This window comes from Chromobacterium sp. IRSSSOUMB001, assembly GCF_023507765.1.
In the GTDB taxonomy this organism is placed as follows: domain Bacteria; phylum Pseudomonadota; class Gammaproteobacteria; order Burkholderiales; family Chromobacteriaceae; genus Chromobacterium; species Chromobacterium haemolyticum.
On record NZ_JALCYU010000008.1, the window covers coordinates 115,936 to 139,791 of the forward strand.

22 protein-coding genes are annotated in these 23,856 nt (G+C 63.1%); 10 read left to right on the forward strand and 12 right to left on the reverse strand.

Translation table 11 applies throughout. The annotated features are described in order from the left end of the window. Window positions 1-160: 160 nt before the first annotated feature. Window positions 161-1,399 (reverse strand): TIGR03862 family flavoprotein, encoded by a 1,239-nt coding sequence (locus MOV80_RS12595; RefSeq protein ID WP_081574492.1) that lies wholly within the window; start codon window positions 1,397-1,399, stop codon window positions 161-163. A 240-nt stretch (window positions 1,400-1,639) separates the two neighbouring features. On the opposite strand from MOV80_RS12595, the gene MOV80_RS12600 reads away from it, so the two are divergent. From MOV80_RS12600 to rnk, 5 genes are all read left to right on the forward strand, one after another. Then, entirely contained in the window at window positions 1,640-3,268 is a 1,629-nt protein-coding gene (locus tag MOV80_RS12600) for a methyl-accepting chemotaxis protein (protein WP_249605158.1), read from the forward strand. Window positions 3,269-3,354: 86 nt separating this feature from the next. Further along, window positions 3,355-4,734, forward strand: coding sequence for an ATP-dependent RNA helicase DbpA (gene dbpA, locus MOV80_RS12605; protein ID WP_039753418.1), 1,380 nt, complete (start codon window positions 3,355-3,357; stop codon window positions 4,732-4,734). Between the two features lie 66 nt (window positions 4,735-4,800). After that, window positions 4,801-5,628, forward strand: coding sequence for a type I methionyl aminopeptidase (gene map / locus MOV80_RS12610; protein WP_254894682.1), 828 nt, complete (start codon window positions 4,801-4,803; stop codon window positions 5,626-5,628). 156 nt (window positions 5,629-5,784) lie between these two features. Further along, window positions 5,785-6,642 carry a flagellin gene (locus MOV80_RS12615; protein ID WP_118267812.1) on the forward strand — a complete coding sequence of 286 codons (858 nt, stop codon included), beginning with the start codon at window positions 5,785-5,787 and terminating at the stop codon, window positions 6,640-6,642. A 311-nt stretch (window positions 6,643-6,953) separates the two neighbouring features. Then, window positions 6,954-7,358 (forward strand): nucleoside diphosphate kinase regulator, encoded by a 405-nt coding sequence (gene rnk / locus MOV80_RS12620; protein ID WP_019100117.1) that lies wholly within the window; start codon window positions 6,954-6,956, stop codon window positions 7,356-7,358. Window positions 7,359-7,418: 60 nt separating this feature from the next. On the opposite strand, the gene MOV80_RS12625 is transcribed toward rnk, so the two are convergent. From MOV80_RS12625 to dnaB, 3 genes are all read right to left on the reverse strand, one after another. Further along, a complete protein-coding gene (locus tag MOV80_RS12625; protein ID WP_019100118.1) occupies window positions 7,419-8,027 on the reverse strand; it encodes an alpha/beta fold hydrolase in 609 nt (202 codons plus the stop codon). Continuing rightward, window positions 8,027-8,335, reverse strand: coding sequence for an NAD(P)H-dependent oxidoreductase subunit E (locus MOV80_RS12630; RefSeq protein WP_043590538.1), 309 nt, complete (start codon window positions 8,333-8,335; stop codon window positions 8,027-8,029). Before MOV80_RS12630 ends, MOV80_RS12625 begins: the two co-directional genes overlap by 1 nt. 176 nt (window positions 8,336-8,511) lie before the next feature. After that, entirely contained in the window at window positions 8,512-9,921 is a 1,410-nt protein-coding gene (gene dnaB, locus MOV80_RS12635; protein ID WP_039753396.1) for a replicative DNA helicase, read from the reverse strand. Window positions 9,922-10,077: 156 nt separating this feature from the next. On the opposite strand from dnaB, the gene MOV80_RS12640 reads away from it, so the two are divergent. Beyond that, window positions 10,078-10,416: a nuclear transport factor 2 family protein gene (locus MOV80_RS12640; protein WP_081574490.1), complete on the forward strand. Its 339-nt coding sequence runs from the start codon at window positions 10,078-10,080 to the stop codon at window positions 10,414-10,416. Window positions 10,417-10,531: 115 nt separating this feature from the next. On the opposite strand, the gene MOV80_RS12645 is transcribed toward MOV80_RS12640, so the two are convergent. Continuing rightward, window positions 10,532-11,704 (reverse strand): NAD(P)/FAD-dependent oxidoreductase, encoded by a 1,173-nt coding sequence (locus MOV80_RS12645; RefSeq protein WP_081574489.1) that lies wholly within the window; start codon window positions 11,702-11,704, stop codon window positions 10,532-10,534. Between the two features lie 118 nt (window positions 11,705-11,822). Here MOV80_RS12645 and MOV80_RS12650 point away from each other — a divergent pair, with 118 nt between their 5' ends. Beyond that, a complete protein-coding gene (locus MOV80_RS12650) occupies window positions 11,823-12,407 on the forward strand; it encodes a Fe-Mn family superoxide dismutase (protein WP_019100123.1) in 585 nt (194 codons plus the stop codon). Window positions 12,408-12,466: 59 nt separating this feature from the next. Here MOV80_RS12650 and MOV80_RS12655 read toward each other — a convergent pair whose 3' ends face one another. Genes MOV80_RS12655 through MOV80_RS12665 form a run of 3 tightly spaced genes read right to left on the reverse strand, consistent with a single transcriptional unit; the run spans window position 12,467 to window position 16,030 of the window. After that, entirely contained in the window at window positions 12,467-14,080 is a 1,614-nt protein-coding gene (locus MOV80_RS12655) for a GMC family oxidoreductase (RefSeq protein ID WP_118267816.1), read from the reverse strand. After that, the gene (locus MOV80_RS12660; RefSeq protein WP_019100125.1) at window positions 14,077-14,601 is read right to left on the reverse strand and encodes a hypothetical protein; all 525 of its coding nucleotides are present in this window, start codon (window positions 14,599-14,601) and stop codon (window positions 14,077-14,079) included. The genes MOV80_RS12655 and MOV80_RS12660 overlap by 4 nt, the downstream gene beginning before the upstream one ends. A 1-nt stretch (window position 14,602) precedes the next feature. Continuing rightward, window positions 14,603-16,030 carry a coniferyl aldehyde dehydrogenase gene (locus MOV80_RS12665; protein WP_118267819.1) on the reverse strand — a complete coding sequence of 476 codons (1,428 nt, stop codon included), beginning with the start codon at window positions 16,028-16,030 and terminating at the stop codon, window positions 14,603-14,605. 102 nt (window positions 16,031-16,132) lie between these two features. Here MOV80_RS12665 and MOV80_RS12670 point away from each other — a divergent pair, with 102 nt between their 5' ends. Continuing rightward, complete coding sequence (locus MOV80_RS12670; protein WP_043631473.1) at window positions 16,133-17,317, forward strand: VWA domain-containing protein; 1,185 nt, start codon at window positions 16,133-16,135, stop codon at window positions 17,315-17,317. Window positions 17,318-17,475: 158 nt separating this feature from the next. Then, window positions 17,476-17,610, forward strand: a complete 135-nt coding sequence (locus tag MOV80_RS23445) for a hypothetical protein (protein ID WP_019100128.1) — start codon at window positions 17,476-17,478, stop codon at window positions 17,608-17,610. A gap of 76 nt (window positions 17,611-17,686) precedes the next feature. Here the strand turns inward: MOV80_RS23445 and MOV80_RS12675 are convergent, their stop codons facing one another. The 4 genes from MOV80_RS12675 to MOV80_RS12690 all read right to left on the reverse strand — a co-directional run bounded on the left by MOV80_RS12675 (window position 17,687) and on the right by MOV80_RS12690 (window position 23,307). Continuing rightward, window positions 17,687-20,623 carry a DNA translocase FtsK gene (locus tag MOV80_RS12675; RefSeq protein ID WP_233423308.1) on the reverse strand — a complete coding sequence of 979 codons (2,937 nt, stop codon included), beginning with the start codon at window positions 20,621-20,623 and terminating at the stop codon, window positions 17,687-17,689. Between the two features lie 190 nt (window positions 20,624-20,813). Then, window positions 20,814-21,161 (reverse strand): hypothetical protein, encoded by a 348-nt coding sequence (locus MOV80_RS12680; protein ID WP_019100131.1) that lies wholly within the window; start codon window positions 21,159-21,161, stop codon window positions 20,814-20,816. A gap of 223 nt (window positions 21,162-21,384) precedes the next feature. Beyond that, on the reverse strand, window positions 21,385-22,011 hold the full coding sequence (locus tag MOV80_RS12685) for a YbhB/YbcL family Raf kinase inhibitor-like protein (protein ID WP_114152391.1): 627 nt from the start codon (window positions 22,009-22,011) through the stop codon (window positions 21,385-21,387). A 96-nt stretch (window positions 22,012-22,107) separates the two neighbouring features. Further along, window positions 22,108-23,307, reverse strand: coding sequence for an amino acid aminotransferase (locus MOV80_RS12690; protein ID WP_345944381.1), 1,200 nt, complete (start codon window positions 23,305-23,307; stop codon window positions 22,108-22,110). Window positions 23,308-23,529: 222 nt separating this feature from the next. Here MOV80_RS12690 and MOV80_RS12695 point away from each other — a divergent pair, with 222 nt between their 5' ends. Then, on the forward strand, window positions 23,530-23,808 hold the full coding sequence (locus MOV80_RS12695) for a hypothetical protein (RefSeq protein WP_019100134.1): 279 nt from the start codon (window positions 23,530-23,532) through the stop codon (window positions 23,806-23,808). Window positions 23,809-23,856: the final 48 nt, after the last annotated feature.

The following is a 23,856-nucleotide window of genomic DNA, read 5'->3' on the forward strand; positions in this document are numbered from 1 at the left end:
GCATCATGACAATCATGCAGTGGGCGGCTTTCTCGACAACGACGTGGCCGCGCGTTCCGCGCGACACTATCCAGTATAGAGGCTTGCAAAAAAAATGCAGGCAACGCTCCGTAGAAACACGCAGTCGCCGCCTATTGCGCTGGCGTGGACGCAACAGGCCTCAGCCCTGCCTCATCCAGCGCAGCACGCCGCCCGCGGCGGCGCGTCCGGTGGAAAAGCAGGCGGTCAGCAAATAACCGCCGGTGGGTGCTTCCCAGTCCAGCATCTCGCCGGCGCAGAACACGCCCGGCATCGCCTGCAACATCAGGTTCTGGTCCAACGCGCCGAAAGTCACGCCGCCCGCTGTGCTGATCGCCTCATCCAGCGGCCTCGGCGCCAACAGGCGCAGCGGCAGCGCCTTGATGCCCTCGGCCAGCTTGGCCGGGTCGTTGAAAACCTCCTTGTCCAGGCATTCGCGCAACAAGCCCATGCGCACGCCCTTCAAGCCCAGCCGGCTTTGCAAATGGCTGGACATCGAGCGCGAACCACGCGGCCGCGCCACTTCGCCCAGGATGCGCTGCAAGCTCCAATCCGGCATCAGATCCAGATAGCACAAGGCCGCGCCGCTGCGCGCGATTTCATCGCGGATGGCGCCGGAGCAGGCGTAGATCAGATTGCCTTCCACGCCGCCGGCGGTGACGACGAATTCGCCGCGGCGGCTGAACGGGTGGCCGACGGCCGGATGGAACTGCAAGGTCACCGACTTCAACGGCGCGCCGGCGAATTTGTCAGCGAAATACTCGCTCCAGCCGGCGTCGAAACCGCAATTGGACGGCTGTAACTTGGACACCTCCACGCCACGCTCGCGCAGCATCGCCGCCCAGCTTCCGTCCGACCCCAGCTTGCGCCAGCTTCCGCCGCCCATGGCCAACACCACGGCGTCGGCTTCGGCCAAGCGCTCGCCGTCCGGCGCCGACAGGCGCAGGCGGCCGCGCTCGTCCCAGCCCAGAAAACGGTGACGCACATGAAAGCTCACCCCCGCCTCGCGCAAACGCGTCAGCCAGGAACGCAGCAGCGGCGCCGCCTTCATCTCCTTGGGAAACACCTTTCCGGAACTGCCGATGAAGGTTTCTATCCCCAGGCCGTGCACCCAGGCCCGCACATGTTCGCCGTTGAATACGTCCAGCATCGGCCGCAGCTCGGCGCTGCGCGCGCCGTAGCGCTGCACAAAGCTGGCGTGGGGTTCGGAATGGGTGATGTTCATGCCGCCCACGCCGGCCAGCAGGAATTTGCGGCCGACCGACGGCATCGCGTCGTAGACATCGACCCGCACGCCCGCCGCCGCCAGTTGCTCGGCGGCGGCCAGGCCGGCCGGTCCGCCGCCGATGATGGCTACGCGGCGTCCGCTTGTGTCACCCATATACTGCGCTCCTTGAAATCCATGGTGATGAAGATGCCCAACTGCGGCGAGGGCGGGATTTTCACAGAAAACCGCCTCAAACCCAAGCCTAATCGTTTTAACTATAAGTTTGATTTAAACCAACATTCCTACGTCATCAAATCACTACCATCGCGCTGCGACCCATTTCAATAAACCTATAGCGGCAATCGCGCGATTCTACAAACACACCAGGAGAACGGACCCGCCGTCCGCACACGCATGCGCAAATTTTCCGATTGGCCGATCTGGCTGAAACTGACCATGGCGGTATGGTGCTGCCTGGTCCTGGCCTGGAGCGGGCTGATTGCCTGGGAAACCAGCGTCAGCCGCGACATCGCGGTGGAGCAGGCGCAAGACCTGGCCCACAGCATGAACGAAATGACCATGGCCGGACTCACCGGCATGATGATTACCGGCACCGTGGGCCAGCGCGACGTTTTTCTGGACCAGATCAAGGAACTCTCCGCGGTGCGCGACCTGCGCGTGATCCGCGGCCAGGCCGTCAGCAAGCAGTTCGGCCCCGGCAACGCCGGCGACAAAAGCCTGAGCGGCGACACGGTGGAACAACAGGCCTTGCGCGACGGCAAGCCCCATATCCAGATCGAATCCACCCCGGCGCTGGGCGAACACCTGCGCGTGGTCTACCCTGCGTTGGCGTCGCGCAACTACTTGGGCAAGAACTGCATGATGTGCCACCAGGTGGCGGACAAGACGCCGCTGGGCGTGGTCAGCATGCGCATCTCACTGGAAAAACCCTACGCCTCGGTCAGCCGTTTTCGCGATCAAAGCATTCTGTTCGCCATCCTGGCCTCGCTCCCCCTGATGGCGGTGGTGTTCCTGCTGGCTCGCCGCCTCGTCACCCGGCCCTTGCAGGCGATGTCGACCGGCCTCGCGGAGCTGGCTCAGGGCGAAGGCGATCTCACGCGGCGGCTGCCGGTGCGCAGCCGCGACGAAATCGGCGATACCGCGCAACGCTTCAACCAGATGCTGGCCGCCATCGCGGAGCTGGTGCGCCATGTAGGCGCTTCCGCCGGCGCGGTGTCGCAGTCCTCGCGCCAGTTGGCCGACGGCGCCGCCCACCTGGCGGAAAGTTCTCACAGGCAAAACCGTCAATCCCAATCCGCGGCCGACGCGGTGGAGCAACTGGCCAGCCATATCGGTGAAATCGCCGGCAAGGCGGAGGATGTCAGCACCGAGGCCGACCAGAGCCTGCAACGCTCCGAGGACGGCCGCTCCAGCCTCAGCCAGCTTCAACGCGAAATCAGCCAGGTGGAGCAAGCGGTGCGGTTGATGGCTCAGGCGGAAACCGAACTGGCCAGTTCCACCTCCAGCATCACAAATATGACCAAGGAAGTGCGCGAAATCGCCGAACAGACCAATCTGCTGGCGCTGAACGCGGCGATTGAGGCCGCGCGCGCCGGCGAGCAAGGCCGCGGTTTCGCTGTGGTCGCCGACGAGGTGCGCAAGCTGGCGGAGAAATCGGCCCGTTCCGCCAGCGAGATCGACGCAGTGACCGACGCGCTGAACCAGAAAACCGACGCGGTGCGCGCCGCGGTCAACGCCGGCCTGTCCTCGCTGACCGCCAGCCGCCAGTCCGCCGACAGCGTGTCCAGCGTGCTGGACGCCGCCAACCAGTCCGTAGCCGAGGTGCGCCAGGGCCTGCGCCAGATCGTCGCCGTCACCGAACAACAGCGCGCCGCCAGCCAATCCGTGACCGGCAGCATCGACGCCATCGCGGAGATGGCTCAAACCAACGACCAAGAAATCGGGCAAACCGTGAACGCCGCCGAGCAACTGGAGCAATTGGCGCAACGGCTGACGGAATCGGTATCGCGCTTCACAGTCTGAACGGCGCCGGCGGCGGACATCCGATTTGGCCGTTGGCCGCCGGCCTGTTACACTCGCAGCCCGATACCGTAATACGCCAAGTCATTGTGAAAAAAGCCGCTTTCTCTATCCTGCCCCTGCCCGCCGCCCTATTGTCCAATCTGGACAGCCTGGGCTACCACAGCATGACCGCCATCCAGGCCGCCAGCCTGCCGGCGATCCTGGACGGCCAAGACCTGATCGCGCAGGCCAAGACCGGCAGCGGCAAAACGGCGGCTTTTGGGCTGGGCATCCTCGCGCGACTGAATCCGCGCTGGTTTGGCGTGCAGGCACTAGTGCTCTGCCCTACCCGCGAACTGGCCGACCAAGTGGCGCAGGAAATCCGTCGGCTGGCGCGCAGCATAGACAATGTCAAAGTAGTGACCCTGACCGGCGGCAGCCCGATGGGTCCGCAGATCGGCTCGCTGGAGCATGGCGCCCACATCGTGGTGGGCACCCCTGGCCGGCTGCAGGACCACCTCTTCCGCGGCTCGCTGAATTTGTCCGGCGTCGGCACCCTGGTGCTGGACGAGGCCGACCGCATGGTGGACATGGGCTTTATCGAGGAAATCGTCGGCATCGTCCGCGCCTGCCCGCGCCAGCGCCAAACCTTGATGTTCTCCGCCACCTACCCGGAAGACATCCGCAAGATCAGCGCGCAATTCATGCGCCGCCCGCAGGAAATCCACGTGGAGTCGCTGCACGGCGGCGAGCGCATTGAACAATGGTTCTACAAGATCAAGCCGGAACAGCGGCTGGAAACCGTCACCACTATTCTGCAACACCTGCGTCCGACTTCCGCGCTGGCCTTCTGCAACACCAAGGAACGCTGCAAAGAGCTGGTTCGCGACTTGCAGGCACGAGGCTTCAGCGCGCTGGCGCTGTACGGCGACCTGGAGCAGCGCGAGCGCGACCAGATCCTGCTGCGCTTCGCCAACAAGAGCGCCACCGTGCTGGTGGCCACCGACGTGGCCGCGCGCGGCCTGGACATCAAGGAACTGGACTTGGTAATCAACGTCGACGTCACCCACGACCCGGAAATCCACATCCATCGCATCGGCCGCACCGGCCGCGGCGAGTCGATGGGCCTGGCGCTGACCTTGGCCGCCGACAACGACGACAAGCGGCTGGCGCTGATTGAAAGCTATCAGCAGGCGCCGCTGACCTGGGCCAAGCTGGACCAGCTGACCCCGGCCCCTGGCGGTCCACTCCTGCCGCCCATGGTCACGCTGGAGATCGCCGGCGGCAAGCGTGAAAAGCTGCGTCCCGGCGACATCCTCGGCGCGCTGACCGGCGACGCCGGCTTTGCCGGCGCCCAGATAGGCAAGATCAATATCTTTGAATTCGCCAGCTTCGTGGCGCTGGACCGCGCCATCGCCGAGCAAGCGCTGGAGCGCTTGTCCGCCTGCAAGATCAAGGGCAAGCAGTTCAAGATGCGCCTGATTTGAACGCCAACGCGCCCCCGGCCCGACAAGCACTGCCGGGCCGGGGGCGTTTTTGCTAGAATACGTCTCATTAGCCGCAGACACGCACATCACCAGAATCCCATGAGCATCCAACTAAAAACCGCCCAAGACATCGAAAAGATGCGGATTGCCGGCCGCCTGGCGTCGGAAGTCCTCGACTACATCACCCCCTTCATCAAGCCCGGCGTCACCACCGAAGCCATCGACAAGCTCTGCCACGACTACATCGTCAATGTGCAGGGCGCGATCCCGGCGCCGCTGAACTACGCGCCGGACGGCCACAATCCGTATCCCAAATCGGTGTGCACCTCGGTCAACCACGTGATTTGCCATGGCATCCCGAACGACAAGCCCCTGAAAAGCGGCGACATCATGAATCTGGACGTCACCGTGATCAAGGACGGCTACCACGGCGACACCAGCCGCATGTACCACGTGGGCAACGTCAGCGAACATGCCCGCCGCCTGTCCCGCGTCACCTATGAATGCATGTGGCGCGGCATCGACAAGGTCAAGCCGGGCGCCACGCTGGGCGACATCGGCTACGCCATCCAGCAGCACGCGGAAAACTCCGGTTACAGCGTGGTGCAGGAATTCTGCGGCCACGGCATCGGCACAAAATTCCACGAAGAGCCGCAAGTACTGCACTACGGCCGCCCCGGCACCGGGCTGGAATTGCAGGCCGGCATGATCTTCACCATCGAGCCGATGATCAACCAAGGCAAACGCCACCTGCGCATGCTCGGCGACGGCTGGACCGTGGTCACCAAGGACCGCAGCCTGTCGGCGCAGTGGGAGCATACCGTGCTGGTCACCGACAGCGGCTACGAAATCCTGACTCAGTCCGCCGGCACGCCGCCCAAGCCCGGCAAATAAAAGAAATGCTCAATCATCAGCCCGGCGCCGCCGGGCTTTTTCACGCCCATGCCCGCGCCATCCGTCGCGACGCGAATTTACCCGAAACCCGGCTTGCCCTGCCCCACGCGCTTTCTTACACTGAAGAAGTGAAACCACATCCAGCGGGAGCCGGCCATGGCACTGACCATCAATAGCAATCTGAGCGCGCTGCAGGGGCAGAACCAGCTGAACCAGACCCAGAAAGCCAAAGACAAGCTGCTGGCCCAACTCTCGGCCAGCAAAACCACCAACAACGCCGCCAACAACCCGGCCAACGCCGCCATCTCGGAAGCGCTGCTAGCCCAGATCAACGGCAACAATCAAGCGATCAACAACGCCAACGACGGCATCTCGCTGGCTCAGACCGCCGACGGCGCTCTCAACCAGCTACAAAGCAACACCCAGCAAATCCAAGAACTGGCGATTCAGGCCGGCAACGGCGCGCTCAGCCCCAGCAATCGTCAGGCGTTGCAGCAGCAAGTCGACCAACTGACCCAGGCCAATTCCGCCATTGTGCAAAGCACCGAATTCAACGGCACCCCTTTGCTGAACAGCAACGCCACCACCACCTTTCAGGTGGGCCCCAACGGCAGCGCGGACAACCAAGTGAACATATCCGGCGTCAATCTGGCCGCCGCGCCGGCCAGCGGTGGCTTGAACAGCTACAACGCCAATCTGAACGCCACCGGCACCATAGACATCAGCACCCAGGCCGGCGCGCTGGCCGCGCAGCAAAGCACTAACACCGATCTGAACACCTTGGCCAATACCCGCAGCACCCTGGGCTCGATCAGCAACCGTTTCGAGGCCAGCATCAACAACCTGCAAACCGCCTCGGTCAACACCGCCGCCGCCAATAGCCGTATCAGCGACACCGACTTCGCCGCCGCCACGGCGCAACTGGCCGCCAAGCAAATCCTTGGCCAGACAGGCCTCGCCGCCCAGGCACAGGCCAATATCGGCCCCCGCGCGGCGCTGTCGCTGTTGGGCTGAACGCTTAGAGCCTGTTTACGATCTCGCAGGCAAGGGCGATACAAGGCGGAAATGGCTGAGAAAGCGGAATGCACACACAGTACATGAGCATTTTGAAGGGGATTTCAACGCCGTATCGCCGACATACAGCAGATTGCAAACAGGCTCTTACGCCGCATTACAAGCCCGGCCCAAAGCCTAGTATTCCTGGCGATTGAGCCGCCAAGCCTTGTTACATGCGGTTACAAGCGATATCATTGGCACACACGCTTTTCGCGCACTAAATCATCGGGCACCCTGCGGTGCCCTTTGTCTATCTGAAGGAGTTGCATATGTCGACAAGCCCGGCCATCACGGTGTCCTCTTTGGACTATGAGCGCCTCGCCGCGCTGCTGGAGGATTGCGAGAGCGGCCACCCCACCGCGGCCGCGCTGGAAGCCGAGCTGGAGCGCGCCGATGTGGTGGAGCCCTCCGCCATGCCCGCCGGCATCATCACCATGAACAGCTGCGCGCGGGTCAAGCTGGACGACGCCCAGGAAAAAACCCTGACCCTGGTCTACCCCCGCGAAGCAGACAGCGAACAGGGCAAGATCTCGGTGCTGGCACCCATTGGCGCCGCCTTGCTGGGTTTGTCCGTTGACCAAAGCATCGACTGGCCAACGCCGGCCGGCAGCATCCGCCTGAAGGTGCTGGAAGTCACCTACCAGCCAGAAGCCGCGGGCGAACTGCACCGCTGATAAAAAAAACCGGCCATCGCATGGATGACCGGTTTTTTTGCGCCAGAGTCAGGCGACGCCTTACCAGCAGCGTTGAATCGTTTGCGCCAGCTGCACCAGCCGGCCATGGAAGAAATGGCCCGCACCGGGAAACACCACAACCGGCAAGCCTTGCGGCCGGGCCCAATCCATCACCGCAGCCAGCGGAATCACCTCATCCTCCTCACCGTGAATCACCAGCGTGTCGGCCGGCACCTCCGGCGTAGGCGTCTCGTACTTACCCACCGCCACGCCCATCAGCAGTAATTTATCTGCCTCAATGCGCGCGCGGGTGCGCGCGGCGACAAAGCCGCCAAAGGAAAAACCCGCCAACGCCAAGGGAAGATTACCCTGCTCGCGGCGAGCATGATCCACCACCGCAATGACATCCTCCACTTCGCCGATACCGTAATCGTGCTGCCCTTCGCTATCGCCCACGCCGCGCAGATTCGGGCAATAGCAGACATAGCCCAGCTGCGACAAGGCCTTGGCCGCGGTCTGCACCACCTTGTTGGTGTTAGTGCCGCCCTGCAGCGGGTTAGGATGGCAGATGACCGCGACACCGCGCGTCTCACCCTGTGCAGCCACCACGATGGTTTCCAGGCCCCCGGCCGGACCGGCCACCACTTGCTTGTTCATTGCCTTCAACATCAGATCTTCAACCTTTCCACCACGCGCCCGCCCACCATATGCTCGGCGACAATTTCGTCGATGTCTTCCTTATCGACGAAGGTGTACCAAGTCTCTTCCGGGTACACCACCATCACCGGGCCGTCGTCGCAACGCCCAAGACAGCCGGCCTTGTTGACGCGGATCTTGCCCTCGCCGGCCAGGCCCAGCGCCTTGACCTTGTCCTTCATGTAGCCCAACAGTTCGCTGGAACCATGATTGTTGCAGCAATCCTCGCAGCCGGCGCGCTGATTGCAGCAAATGAATACATGCTTGTCGAAAAAGCTCATCGGTATCTCTCGTATGCTCAGTCTCAGAACCATCTCAGAACTGTTCACGATCTCGCGAGCAAGGGCGAGACAAGGCGAAAACGGCTGAGAAAGCGGAGTGTACACACGGTACATGAGCATTTCGAAGTCGTTTTCAACGCCGTATCGCTGAAGCACAGCAGATCGTGAGCAAGTTCTTAGGAGTCGCTGTCTGCCCAGCCGCTGACGCCCAAGGTGGCGGCGTTGTCGAACTTGGCGTACTTGCCGACGAAGGCCAGCCGCACCGCGCCGGTAGGACCGTTACGGTGCTTGCCGATGATGGCCTCGGCCAGACCCTTCACTTCCTGGTTCTCCGGGTTGTAATACTCTTCCCGGTACATGAAGACGATCAAGTCGGCATCCTGCTCGATGGCGCCGGATTCCCGCAAGTCCGACATCATCGGCCGCTTGTTGGGGCGCTGCTCCACCGCCCGCGACAGCTGGGACAGCGCGATTACCGGCACCTGCAGCTCCTTGGCCAGGCCTTTCAGACCGCGCGAAATCTCGCCCAACTCGGCGGTGCGGTTGTCACCGCGGCCCGAACCCGACATCAGCTGCAAATAGTCGATCACGATCAGACCCAGCTTGCCGCCGTGCTGGCGCGCCAGCCGGCGCGCGCGCGCGCGCACTTCCAAAGCGGTTAGCGCCGCGGTTTCGTCGATGTACATCGGCGCCTCGGACAGCTTGCCTATCGCGTAAGTCAGCTTCTGCCAGTCGTCGTCGCCCAGTTTGCCGGTGCGCAGCGTATGCTGATCCAGCCGCCCCACCGAACCCAGCATACGCATCACCAGCTGCGCGCCGCCCATCTCCATGGAGAACACCGCCACCGGCAGATGCTGCTCCACCGCCACGTGCTCGGCGATATTCATCGAGAACGCGGTCTTGCCCATGGACGGACGACCGGCGACGATGATCAAGTCGCCCGCTTGCAGGCCGGAGGTCTTGGCATCCAGATCGATGAAGCCGGTAGGCACGCCGGTGACCTCGTCCGGGTTCTCGCGGCTGTAAAGCATGTCGATGCGCTCGACCACTTCTTTCAGCAAGCCCGGCATCTCCAGGAAGCCCTGCTTGGCCTTGGCGGTGGATTCTGCGATCTGGAACACCTTGCCCTCTGCCTCGTCCAGCAGCTGCGAGGCGTCGCGCCCCATTGGCGCGTAAGCGGCCTCGGCGATCTCGGTGCCCACCAACGCCAGCTGACGCATGATGGAGCGCTCGCGCACGATCTCGGCGTAGCGGCGGATATTGGCGGCGGACGGCGTGTTTTGCGCCAGCGTGGCCAGATAGGACAGGCCGCCGATATTGCCCAGCTCGCCGTTCTTGTCCAGGCTTTCGGAAACGGTGACCACGTCGGCCGGACGCGCCAGTTCCACCAGCTTGGCCACATGTTTGTAGATCAACCGGTGGTCGTGGCGGTAAAAGTCCGCCTCGGACACCACGTCGGCGATCTTGTCCCAGGCGCTGTTGTCCAGCAACAAGCCGCCCAGCACCGATTGCTCGGCTTCGATCGAATGAGGCGGCGTGCGGATCGCCGCCATCTCGCTGTCAAAATTCTCGTACGATTCAGTCATGTAGACTCGGAGTAATGGCGCGGTCTGGCCGCGCGAATGAAGCAAGCCTGGATCAGGCAAAACCAGATTTTAACCCGAAACCGCCGCTGGCTGAGCATGCGTTGACAAGCGCCCCGCGCGGCCCCAGCATCGAAAGCTCTCTCAGCAGGAACCGCCATGACGCCCGCCGCCCTAGTCCAACAACAACTCGACGCCTACAACCAACGCCAGCTGGAGCCCTTTCTCGCCGTCTACGCCGACGACGTGACGGTGTACCGGCTGCCCGGCGCGGAACCCAGCCTGCGCGGCAAAGCCGCTCTGGGCGATTTCTACGCCACCCAGCGCTTCGCCCTGCCCGGCCTGCACGCGGAGCTGGTCAAACGCATCGAGTTCGGCAACAAGGTGATCGACCACGAACACGTCAGCGGCGTTGCCGAGCAGCCCTTCGAGGTGGCGGCCGTTTATGAAATCATTGACGGCAAGATCCAGAACGTGTGGTTTCTGGCGGCGGACTAAGAGCGGCTAACAAAAATCAGTTTTACTGCAGGGGCAAGGCGCGCCGACGCAGGCAGTACTTGAAGTACGGCAAGGCGGCGCAACGCAGCATCAGGGGTTTATCAGCCACTCTAAGTCAGCAATGCATCCCGGCCACATAGCCCGACGACCAGGCCCACTGGAAATTGTAGCCGCCCAGCCAGCCGGTGACATCGACGACTTCGCCAATGAAGAACAGGCCGGGCACCGCGTTGGCCATCATGGTCTTGGACGACAGCGCCTTGGTCGACACCCCGCCCAGCGTCACCTCGGCCTTTTTATAGCCTTGGGTGCCGTTGGGCTTGACCCGCCAGCCGTGCAACCGCTCCGCCAACTGCAGGCGCTGCTTGGGCGATAAATCCTTCAGCCGCTTATTGCATCCCTCTCGCTCCAGCCAGGCCTCAGCGAAGCGCTTGGGCCAGCCGAACTCCGCCAGCGCGTTGGAAATCAATTGCTCGCTGCCGGCCTTTTGTTCCAGCCAAGAGGCGGCGTCCGCATCCGGCAGCAAATCCAGCTCCAGGGTCATGCCAGGCTGCCAATAAGACGACACTTGCAGGATGGCCGGCCCGGACACGCCCTTGTGAGTGAACAACACGTTCTCGCGGAAACGCCCCTTGCCGGCCCGCGCCTCCACCTCCAGCGACACGCCGGCCAGCGGCGCGAACGCTTCCGCGTCCTCCACGTGGAAGGTCAGCGGCACCAGGGCCGGCGTCAGAGGCGTCAGCTCCAGGCCGAACTGCTCGGCCAGCTGGTAGCCGAACGGCGTCGCGCCGATCTGCGGAATCGACAAACCGCCGGTGGCCACCACCAGCGAGGCCGCTCGAAAACTGCCGCCGTCGGCGTCCAAGGCGAAGCCGTCCGCTTCTCGACTCACTTTCAGAATCTGCGTTTCCATGCGCCTATCCACCCCGCCCAGCCGGCACTCTTCGTCCAGCATCGCGATGATGCGCTCACTGCCGTCGTCACAGAACAGCTGCCCCAGCTTCTTCTCGTGATAGCCGATACCGTGGCGCTCCACCATGGCGATGAAATCCTGAGGCGTGTACTGCGCCAGCGCCGAGCGACAGAAATGGGGATTGGCGGACAGATAACAGTCGAAACGAGCGTGGAGATTAGTGAAATTGCAGCGGCCGCCGCCGGAAATGCGAATCTTCTCCGCCAGCTTGCGCGCGTGGTCCAGCAACAATACGCGCCGGCCGCGCTGGCCGGCCGTGGCCGCGCACATCAGGCCGGCGGCGCCGGCCCCGATGACAATAACATCATACTGCAATGGCGTTCATCCTTACTTTACTTTTTTAGTCAACTATTGGCGACCAACGGCTTAATCCAGTAAACTTGCGGCTAAAGCATCCGCTTATGCGGCTTACTTTCTCAACAAGGAGAGCATAATGGAACACAAACTGCCGGAACTGCCGTACGCGCTGGACGCGCTTGCCCCGCACATTTCCAAGGAAACCCTGGAATTCCACTACGGCAAGCATCATCAGACCTACATCACCAACCTGAACAACCTGATCAAGGGCACCGAGTTCGAAAACGCCTCCCTGGAAGAGATCGTGAAGAAATCCTCCGGCGGCATCTTCAACAACGCGGCCCAGGTATGGAACCACACCTTTTACTGGCTGGGCTTCGCCCCCAATGCCGGCGAAGAGCGCAAGCCCACCGGCGCGCTGGCCGACGCCATCAACGCCAAATGGGGTTCCTACGACGAATTCAAGAAGGCCTTCACCCAAACCGCCATTGGCACCTTCGGCTCCGGCTGGGCCTGGCTGGTGAAGAACACCGACGGCTCGCTGGACCTGGTATCCACCAGCAACGCCGCCACCCCGCTGACCACCGACAAGAAGCCGCTGCTGACCTGTGATGTGTGGGAGCACGCGTATTATATCGATTACCGCAACAGCCGCCCGAACTATATGGACAGCTTCTGGAAGCTGGTGAACTGGGACTTCGTCGCCAAAAACTTCGCCTGATTCGCCGCTGCCTGGCAGCGACCTGCAAAAAGGGACCTCGCGGTCCCTTTTTTCTTGCCTCAGCCCCCCGCACCCCGCATGCGTTGCAATAGCGCCGCCACTGAACGCAGCGCGAAAGCGTAAACGGACAACTGCGGATTGGCGCCGACGCTGCTGGGAAACACGGAGCCGTCCACCACGGTCAGATTGCCCAACTGCCAATGCCGTCCCCACTCGTCCACCACCCCGGAATCCGCGTCGCCCGACATCGCCAGCCCACCCATCACATGAGCGCTGACCACCTTGGCCAGCAAGGGCTTGAGCGCCAGCCCCGCTATCGTTGTCCTAGCCTCGCTCCAGCTACGGGCCAGGCCGGCCTGCTCGTGCACCGTCAGCACCTGCCGCGCGCCGGCCGCGAACTGAATCTCGGCCATGCTCAACCAGGCACGGCGCGCGCCCTCCCACACCACCTCGTTCAAGGGGTAGTCCAGCTCCGGCGAACCGTCGCCGCGCAAACGCACCTGGCCGCCGCGGCTTTCCGAGTGGAAACCATCCCGCAACAAGGCCAGCGTCGCGTGCAGATGCGGCAAGCGACGCAGCAAAGCCGACTGCGCCGCGCCGAAACCCGGGAAAGTGATGCTGGCCAGCAAGGGATGGATGGGAGGCACTTCCAACTTGTAGCCCAAGAGGCCGTCCAAAGCATGCTCATGCATGAAGTGGTCGCTGTACACCGTCTGCGGCGCGCCGTTGAACGGCTCTACCGGCTCGGGCATCAAGGCCGCGGACAACACCACCGGGTGTAGAAAGGTCCGCGTCCCGGTATGCCCTCCCGGATCGATCAGGCCGCTGCGCAGCAGGATGGCCGGCGAACCGATGGCGCCGGCAGCCAGCACCACCTGAGCCGCCGTCACCTTGAAACGGCGTCCGGTTTCGCTCACCCCGTCCGCTGCCAGAAAGCGTCCTTCCACCCCCTCCAGCCGAGTCCTGCCGGCATTGGCGCGCAAGCGGTCAACCCGCGCGCGGCAGATCAGCCTGGCGCCGTGTTCCAGCGCGGCGGGTATCGCCGTCACCAGCATCGACTGTTTGGCGTTGGTGGGACAGCCCATGCCGCAATAGCCCAGATTCCAGCAACCGCGCACATTGCGGCGGATGCGCTTGTAGGCAATGCCCAAAGCCTCGCAACCGCGGGCCAGCACCGCGTTATTGGGATTCGGATCCGGCAGCCAGTCGGCGATGCCCAGCCTCGCCTCGGCCTGCTCGAACCACGGCCGCATCGTCTCCTCGCTGACGCCGCCCAGCCGATGCCGCTCCCGCCACCAGTTCAAGGTGTCCGGCGGCGTGCGGAAGGAGCTGGTCCAGTTCACCACAGTGCTCCCCCCAACAGCTTTTCCCTGCAAGATGGAAATCCCCTTGTCCGCTGTTTTACGACAGGCGGACTCCTGATACAGCTCAGGATAGGCCTGGGCTTCCAGCAGGCGGAAGTCTCGCGAGCTGTACAAACCACCTTCTTCCAGTAGCAATACATCCAGCCCGGCCGCGGCCAATTGCTCGGCCGCCATGCCCCCGCCGGCCCCGCTGCCAACAATCACGACATCCGCCCGCAGTTCCAGATCAGGCAAGGTCGCGCCGTCCTGCGCCTTCCAGCCCGCGGCGACGCCGGCCGCCACCGGGTCGGGTATCGTCGCGCGGCTCACGGCAGCATCTCCATCACCGCCGCCGGCTGCCGATAGCCCAGTGCCGGCCAGCTAGCCGGATTGCCGTACCAGGCCGCGTTCAGCAATTGGTGCAAGGCCTGGTAACCACTACGCAACAAGGGAAACGCGCTGCCTCGCCAGCGCTGCAGAAAGGCGGCGACGTCCTCCGCCGACGCTTGCCTCCACGGCGTGGCCACGCCGGCGATCCAGCGGCGTCCCCAAGGGTTGCCAAGCAGGTCCAGCAACTGACGCAGCTCAGCCCGCATGGCGGGCGGCAAGCCGGCCACCGCGCGATCCACACCGCGCACCACGTCCTCTGGCGGTGCGACGCCCGGGCCCAAGACGGCCGGGGCGATCGCCGCCAACAACTGCGCGTCCAGCGGCGTCAGGGCGCGTAATTTCAAGGACGCGACCCAGCCCTCCGCCGGGCCTTCCGGCTGCGGCGAGGCCAGCAAGGTGGCCAGCGCCAAAGCCACGGCGCCGCCCAGGCCGGTTTTGAGCAACTGACGACGGCTCGGCATCTCAGCGCAACATCCATTTCAACAACCTCTCCACGCCGGCCCCGTAAGGCGCGCGCGTCAAGGCGGTGCCGGCCCAGCGGCTTTGCCGGAACACTGGCTTGAGCTTGGAAAACGCCATGAAGCCCTCCTTGGCGTGGCAATGCCCCATGCCGGACGGACCGACTCCACCGAAAGGCAGGTCCTCCTGCACCACCTGCAGGGCGATATCGTTGATCGCCACCCCGCCCGATACGGTTTCGCGCAAGGTCTTCTCAATGCGCAGCGCATCGTTGTCGAATAAATACAAGGCCAGCGGCCGCGGCCGCGCGTTGACGTAGGCCAACGCCTCGTCGAACTTGTCGTAACTCAACACCGGCAGAATCGGCCCGAAAATCTCCTCCCGCAGCAGGGTCGCGTCCTGCGGGCAGCCCAGCACCAGGGTGAGCGGGAATTTGCGGCTGGGCCGCCAGTCTTCCGCGGCCGGGTTAATCTGCTCCACCTCGGCGCCGGCCGCGCTCGCCTCTTCCAGCCATTGCAGCAGACGCTGGCAATGGCGCTCGTTGATGATGGCGCTGTAATCGGGATTGTCTGCCAAACTTGGGTACGCCCGGCGCGCCGCGCGGCGCAACTCTTCCAGCAAGGCCTCTCGGTCCTTGTCGTTGACCAGCACATAATCCGGCGCCACGCAGGTCTGGCCGGCGTTCAACATCTTTCCGGCGACGATGGCCTCCGCCGCGTGGCGTAAATCGGCGCCCCTGGCGACGATCACCGGCGATTTTCCGCCCAGCTCCAGCGTCACCGGCGTCAGGTTCTCCGCCGCCGCGCGCATCACGTGACGGCCCACCGAAGTCGAGCCGGTAAAGAACAAATGGTCGAATGGCAGCCGGGTGAAATCCTGCGCCAGTTGGGCGTCTCCATTGACCACAGCGATTACATCAGGCCCCAGATAGCGCTCGGTCAGGCGCTGCAGCAGCGCGCCGGTGGCCGGCGTGTATTCCGACATCTTCACCATGACCCGGTTGCCCGCCGCCAACGCGGACACCACCGGCCCTAGCGCCAAGAACAAGGGATAGTTCCATGGCACCACCACGCCGATGACGCCCAAGGGCTGCGGCATCACGCTATTGCCGGCCGGCTGGAACCACAGCGACACTCCGCGCCGCTCCGGCCGCATCCAGCGGCGCAGCCGTCGGCGCGCGTAACGTATGGCCTCCAGCGAGGGGAACAACTCGGCCAGCCTGGTTTCCACCGCGCTGCGGTGACCAAAGTCTTGACTGATCGCGTCGACGAAAGCCTGGCGGTTCTCCTGCAACATGCTCTCCAGGCATTTGAGCCAATCCTGGCGAAGCTCCAGCGGCGGAAACGCGGAGGTCCGGCTGAGGCGATGCAGGCGGGAAAACTCCGCTTGCAGAAGATCATCCCGGCAAATGGGCATGGCGGCGGCATTCATTGTATTATCCCTAGGATAGCAGTATCCGAACGATTGTTTAGAGCCGTAGCTCTAAAACAAGAATATCATCGCCCACCCACGCTGTCACCCTCTTGCCGCGCCATGTTGATTGATTTTTTTTACGCCCTGCGCGACGCCGGCCTGCCGGTCACGCTGAAAGAATTCCTCACCTTGCTGGAAGCGTTGCAAAAGCGCGTCGCCTTTGGCGACGTGGACGCGTTCTACTATCTGGCGCGCACCACGCTCATCAAGGATGAAAAACACTTCGACCGCTTCGACCAGGTATTCGGCAAGCATTTCAAAGGCCTGTCGCAGACACTGGACGAGCTGAAAACAGGCATTCCGGAGGACTGGCTGCGCAAACAGGTGGAAAAGCACTTGTCAGAAGAAGACAAGCGCCGGCTGGAAGCGCTGGGCTGGGAGCAATTGATGGACACCCTGCGCCAGCGGCTGCAAGAACAGCAGGAGCGACACCAGGGCGGCAATAAATGGATAGGCACCGGCGGCACCAGCCCCTTCGGCGCCTTCGGCTACAATCCGGCCGGCATTCGCATCGGTCAGCACGAATCGCGCCACCGTCGCGCGGTGAAGGTATGGGATCAACGCGAATTCCGCAATTTCGACGACTCGGTCGAACTAGGCACCCGTAATCTCAAGATCGCGCTGCGCCGGCTGCGCGAATTCGCCCGCGACGGCGCAGAGGAAGTGCTGGACCTGGACGCCACCATCGCCGCCACCGCCGGCAAGGCCGGCATGTTGGACCTGCGCATGCAGCGCGAGCTGCGCAACGCGGTCAAGGTGCTGGTGCTGTTCGACATCGGCGGCTCGATGGACGATCACGTCAAGGCCTGCGAGGAGCTGTTCTCGGCGGTAAAGTCCGAGTTCAAGCATCTGGAGTATTTCTATTTCCACAACTGCGTCTACGAAGCCGTGTGGAAGGACAACGCCCGCCGCCACACTCAGACCTTCCCCACTTGGGACTTGATCCACACTTTCGGCTCCGATTACAAGCTGATCATCGTCGGCGACGCCACCATGAGCCCTTATGAAATCAGCTACCCCGGCGGCAGCGTCGAGCACATGAACCAGGAAGCCGGCGAAATCTGGCTGCGCCGCCTGCTCGGCCACTTCAAACACGCCGCCTGGCTCAATCCGGTGCCGGAGGCGCACTGGGAATACACCCAGTCGCTGCACATGCTGCGTCAGCTGATGTCCGGGCGCATGTACGGGCTGACACTGCAGGGCATCGATCAGGCCATGCGCGCGCTAAAGCGCAGCGCGCCTTGAATTTTAACTTTCCGACACAAATTATTACTTGAGCTTGCGGCGGCTTGTGTTCCAGAATGAAATCACAGGGGGCCGCCATAGACGAGTTTGCTTCCAGGCTTGTTCGCCGGCAATCGTCATCATCAATACTTCGTACTCAAGCCTCGGGGAGCCATGCCATGGAAATTTTGCTTTTATTCGCCCTCATCGCCGCTGTGGTCGTCGTCGCCAAGATGTTGAGCGGCCCGGTGGAAGACCAGGACCAACTGGCTCCGATCCGCATCCGCAACGATCAGGACCAGCGCCGTCGCTGACCCCCGCCCAAAGCAGAAGAAAGAAAAAAGCGCGCCGCAGCCGGCGCGCTTTTTCATTATGATCGCACAGAGATTTTCACAGCTCGCGCTGCGGCACCAGCACCGTCCGGTTGCCGTTGCTTTCCATCGGGCTGACGATGCCCGCGGCCTCCATTTCCTCAATCAGGCGCGCGGCGCGGTTATAGCCTATGCGCAGGTGGCGCTGCACAGAGGAAATCGACGGCTTACGAGTGCGCATCACGATTTCAACCGCCTCGTCGTACAACGGATCACTCTCGCTGGCCGCCTGCGCCTTCGCCGTGGCGGCGGCTGACTCCTCCTCCGCCTCGCTCTCGCCGGTCAGCAACCCTTCGACATAATCCGGCTCGCCAAACTGCTTCAGATGCTCGACGACGGCATGCACTTCGTCGTCGGTGACGAAGGCGCCGTGCACGCGCTGCGGGTAGCCTGTGCCCGGCGGCAGGAACAGCATATCGCCCTGACCCAGCAAGCTTTCCGCCCCCATCTGATCCAGAATGGTGCGGCTGTCCACCTTGCTGGACACTTGGAAGGCGATCCGCGTCGGGATATTCGCCTTGATCAGGCCGGTGATCACATCCACCGACGGCCGCTGAGTCGCCAGGATCAAGTGGATGCCGGCCGCGCGCGCCTTCTGCGCCAAACGCGCGATCAATTCCTCGATTTTCTTGCCGGCCACCATCATCAAGTCGGCGAACTCGTCCACCACCACCACGATGAAGGGCAGCGCCTCCAAGGGCTCCGGCGTTTCCGGCGTCAGGCTGAACGGATTGCCGATGCGCTGACCCATGGCCTCGGCCTCGCGCACCTTGTCGTTGTAACCGGCCAGATTACGCACGCCCAGCGCGCTCATCAGCCGGTAACGACGCTCCATCTCGCCCACGCACCAATTCAGCGCATTGGCGGCCAGTTTCATATCAGTCACCACGGGCGCCAGCAAGTGAGGGATGTCGTTGTACACCGACAGCTCCAGCATCTTGGGATCTATCATGATGAAACGCACTTCGTCCGGCCGCGCCTTGTAGAGCATGGACAGAATCATGGCGTTGACACCCACCGATTTGCCCGAGCCGGTGGTGCCGGCCACCAGTAGATGCGGCGCCTTGGCCAAGTCCATCGCCACCGGTTGGCCGGTGATGTCCTTTCCCAGCGCCAGAGTCAGACGCGATCGCGGTTGCTGGAATACCTCGGAGGAGAATATCTCGGACAAGCGGATCATCTGACGCTTGGGATTGGGCAGCTCCAAACCCATGCAAGTCTTGCCGGGTATGGTTTCCACTACCCGGATCGCCGCCAGGCCCAGCGCGCGCGACAAATCCTTCATTAGATTGACCACTTGGTTGCCGCGCACGCCTACCGCCGGCTCCACTTCGTAGCGGGTGATCACTGGGCCGGCGTAGGCGTCCACCACGCTGACCTTGACCTTGAACTCGGCCAGTTTCTCCTCGATCACGATGCCGCGTTCCAGCAGTTCCTCTTCCGAGCAAGTCACCGTCGCCTCGTCCGCCGGGCGCAACAAATCCAGCCCCGGCAAGCCGTAATCATCGTATACCGGCCGCGGCTTGGGCGGAGCCGGCTCGGCCGCCAGCTCCACCTGCTGCTGCGCCTGTTGCGCCCAACTGCCGGACTCAGGCGCTGCGTCCCAAGGCAGTGCCTTCTCCGCCGGCGCCTCATCCGGCGCCGCGGCGACGGGGGGCTCGATCAAAACCCAAGGCAGTGGCTTGGCGGCCAGTTGCTGCGCCGCGGCAGCCACCGAAGGCGGCTCCGCCGGCACGCTCTCGCGCTGCACCACGGCCGGCTTTTCTTCGTCCTGCACCAGTACCGAACGGGTCTGCGGCCAGCGCCACGGCGCCGGCTCGGCAGCGCGCGGCGCATCCTCCTCTGCAAAAACCGGATCTGGCGTCCTTACGGCCATGACAGCAGGCGGCGGCTCGGACGGGCGGGTCTGCGATTCGGCTAAAACAGCAACCTCGGGCGTCGTAGGCCTTGGCTCGGACAAATCCACCGCAGCGGCAACTTCTGGCCCCGGCGGCGCGTCGAACACGGGGTTTACAAACGCCTCTGGCTCCGGGCGCGTCGCATCAAGTTCCACGGACATCTCTGCAAGCATATCGGGCATATCCACAGCTGCAACGATTTCCGGCTTAGCCAGCGTGTCGAGGCTATCGGGAACCGCAAAAGCGACGACCTCAGGCTCAACCGGCGGCGCTGATGGCCGCGCCGGCGCCAACCAACCGTGTTGAGCCGGCCGCGCGCTGGCTGGCAACTCATGCCGCACCACCGGAGGCGGCACGATTTGCGGCTCCGCCTCCTCCTGCGGCTTGACGGTCAGCGGACGCATGGCTGCCGGAAGGGGAGCGGCCATGCTTTTGCCCCTCTTGGAATGAATATGGCGCAACTGCTCGCGCACCTCGCTGGGCTCAATCATCGGCAAGGCGGACGCACCCTGCTCCTTGATGCTCTGCGTCAGCACCCGGGAGGCCTGACGGCGGCGATAGTCCGACTGCAAATTATGCTGCAGCTCATGCAAGCCAATCACTGGCAGTTCCTTGGCCTGCGGCTGATCCGCCGACGGTTGCCGCACGCGCTTGCGATATTCTCGAGACAGTTCGAGCGTAGGCAACTCAGGCTTGGCTTGAGGCGGCGCAGTCTGTCGTTTCGGCAACACGATGGTTTCACGCTCAGGCATGGCCAAAGGCGCTTCACGCTCCGGAGAGGGCTGCGGCGCGGCGGGGCTTGCCGGCTCCGGCTCGGCGGCGGGAGCCTCTTCGCGGGACGCCGTCGGTTCGGTTCGCTGCCCGGTTCGGGACTCCGCTGCGCTCAATCCGGCGTCGGCCTCTTCAGCGAAGTAGTCCGGCTCATGGCGCTCCGACGGCGACATGCCCAACAAGCGATCCAGCTTTTGGGTCCATTCGGACAAGACGACACGGCCGGTATACACCAGCCAAGCCAGCGCACCCAGCATCAACAGCAGCACACACAGCACAAACCACACAGTTCACAACCTCTGACGATGTCGAAAATTAACGGCCGAGCCCAAATCCAATGTCGGCCCGACTGCGGCGATTGTACCGTTTTTTATAGTGTTCGCGGCAGGCGCTCGTCGACGATGAATGCCCGTAAGTGAAAAAAATTAAGCCGCAGCGTGACGCGGCGGCTTAATCCCTGCTGATGGCGAAATCAGACTAGGCGGCCAGTTGCAAGTACCCCTGCAGTTGGCCGTTGGCCAATAGGCGGCGCAGATGACTCCCCGGCGCAGGTCCGGCGTAGGCGACGCCGGCCTGTTTGCAACGCAAAACCTGCCCAGTGGCCAAAGTCACAAGCTCCATTTCCAAAACCCAGGCCTGAACATCGTCCACGCCTTCAACCTCCGGCTCCAGCGTTGCGGTCAGGCGATAACGGCCATCGCCCGAATTCACATCCAACAAACCCATCAGCCCCAGATTGTTGCGCACATCGGCGTCGTCCGCGTCAAAAGCCCCCGTCGCCAACACGGCGGCCGGCAGCTTGTCTTTAACAGTGTTTGCAACCATGACAGTTAATCCCCTTTGATGTTGTTATCGTTTGCCGCTTTTGGCCGGCCGCGGTTCAAAGCGCCGCATGGACGCGGCCGCCTAAGCAAATCAGCCGCGGAGACGGTAAACGCCGCAACATCATGCTGCATTTCATTGGCTCACTGCAATCCCTTGCCAGAAGCCTCTGCGTTGGGAGAGAGACAAACTGTCCTTTTTGCCACTTACTTACATTGCGGAACGGTTACAGCAAACGCGGATTCAGCGTATAGCGCCCGGTCAGGCTTGCCGATGCAAGCACATGGCCGTCGATGGCCGCCATGATGTTGGCCGGCGTCAGCGCCCCGGCCACCGGCAGGCTGGCCACGTCCAAAGCGTATACGGTGAAGACGTAGCGATGCTCTAGGCTGTCGTTCCACGGCGGGCAGGGACCATCGTAACCGTAATAGTCCCCCGCCATCGCCGCATCCCCGGCGAACCAGCCGGTGTAGTCATTGACGCCGTGACGCAAACCGCCCGGGGCTCCCGGACCGCTCTTGCCGCGCGCGACCACACCCGCGCTGTGGCCGCCCTCGGCGATCTCGTTCTGTCCCGCGGGGATATCCAATAGCAGCCAGTGATAGAAGTCCACTCGCGGCAGATCCGCCGGCACTTCCCTCCCCTCCTGATTGACGTCGTCTCCGCGCGACGGCACGTCCGGATCATGGCAGACCAACGCATACGAGCGCGTCCCCGCCGGCGCCCCGCTCCAGGTCAGATGCGGGTTGAGGTTGTCGGACAGCGCCACATGGCTGCCCGCGTCCGGCACGCAGAAGGCCAGGCGGCCCGGAATGCGTTCCCCGTCTTGAAAGCTGCGGCTGTGCAATTGCATGAATCTGCTCCTTGACTACGGCCGGCGATCGGCCGATTGAAAAAAAGCCCCGACAGGCGGGGCTTTGGCGATGCTTGATAACAAAACCGGCCAGGCTTAGCCCGCTTTCACCACCTGAGCGATGGCGGAAGCCACATAGGCCAGGTTCTTGCTGTTCAACGCCGCCAGGCAGATGCGGCCGGTGGATACGGCGTAGATGCCGAAGTCGGCGCGCAGGCGCTCCACCTGGGCCGCGCTCAGGCCGGTATAAGAGAACATGCCGCGCTGCTGGGCGACAAAGGAGAAGTCCTGAGCCACGCCTTCGGCCTTGATCGCCTCGACCAAGCCGACGCGCATCGCGCGAATGCGATCGCGCATGCCGGCCAGCTCGTCTTCCCACAGCTGGCGCAGTTCCGGATTGGACAGCACCGCGGCCACCACCGCGCCGCCGTGAATCGGCGGGTTGGAATAGTTGGTGCGGATCACACGCTTCAGTTGGGACAGCACGCGCGCGGACTCTTCCTTGCCGGCGGTGACGATGGACAAAGCGCCCACGCGCTCGCCGTACAACGAGAAGCTCTTGGAGAAGGAGCTGGACACGAAGAACTGCAGGCCGGAGGCCGAGAACAGGCGCACGGCCACGGCGTCGGCGTCGATACCGTCGGCAAAGCCCTGGTAGGCCATATCCAGGAAGGGAACCAGGCCGCGCTCGCGGCAAACTTGCACCACCTCGGCCCATTGCGCGTCAGACAGGTCGGCGCCGGTGGGGTTGTGGCAGCAGGCGTGCAGCACAATCACGGAACCGGCCGGCAGCTGCGCGAGGAAAGCGCGCATGCCGTCGAAATCGACGCCGCGGGTGTCCGCGTCGTAATACGGGTAGTTTTCCACTTCGAAGCCAGCGGACTCAAACAGCGCGCGGTGGTTTTCCCAGCTCGGGTTGCTGATGTAGACCTTGGCCGCCGGATTCAGGCGCTTCAGAAAGTCCGCGCCGATTTTCAAGGCGCCTGTGCCGCCCAAGGCCTGAGCGGTCACCACCTGCCCTGCCTTGATCAACTCGCTGTCCACGCCGAACAACAGGTTCTGCACCGCGCTGTCGTAAGCCTGAGCGCCTTCGATCGGCTGGTAGCCGCGCGGCGGCATGGTTTCAAGACGAGCCTTCTCCGCGGCCTTCACCGCCGCCAGCAGCGGGATCTTGCCGTTGTCGTCGGAATACACGCCGACGCCCAGATTCACCTTAGTGGTGCGGGTATCGGCGTTGAATGCTTCGTTCAGGCCCAGGATAGGGTCGCGCGGCGCCAGTTCTACGGCGGAGAAGATCGAAGAGGTCATGCAAGGCTCCATTACTTTACGCAACAACCGGCCAAAAGCGCGCGCCCTGGCCGGCTGGACAAGAAAAACCGGATGGCCACAGTCTAACATGGAGAGCCGTTCTCCGGGCCGCCATCCGTCGCCGCAGCGTTTTGACAGCGCGACGCCCGGCCATTACCCTGACACCAGCCACCCAAGCATTCCGTTGCGGCAGCCACAGGAGCATGACTCATGAAAACAGGCATCTTGCTGTTCTGGCCCTCCTTCATCATCGCCATCTTGGCGACAGGGGTATTCTTTTCCATTTTCGACCCTGCCGAGCTCAGTCTGCACGGCAAAATCCTCTTCAACGACAAACTCTCGGCCTACTCGGTGTTTTTCCTGATTAGCTGGGCCTTCGGCGCGCTCAACACCAGCATTGTGCTGCTACTGGAAAAAAACGCCCGAGAAATAAATGGCTTCACGCCTCCGCCAGTGGTGATACCGGAAGACGACGTCGCCCAGCCCTGACCGCTTGCGCAAAAATGAAAAAGGAGCCTGTTGGCTCCTTTTCTATTT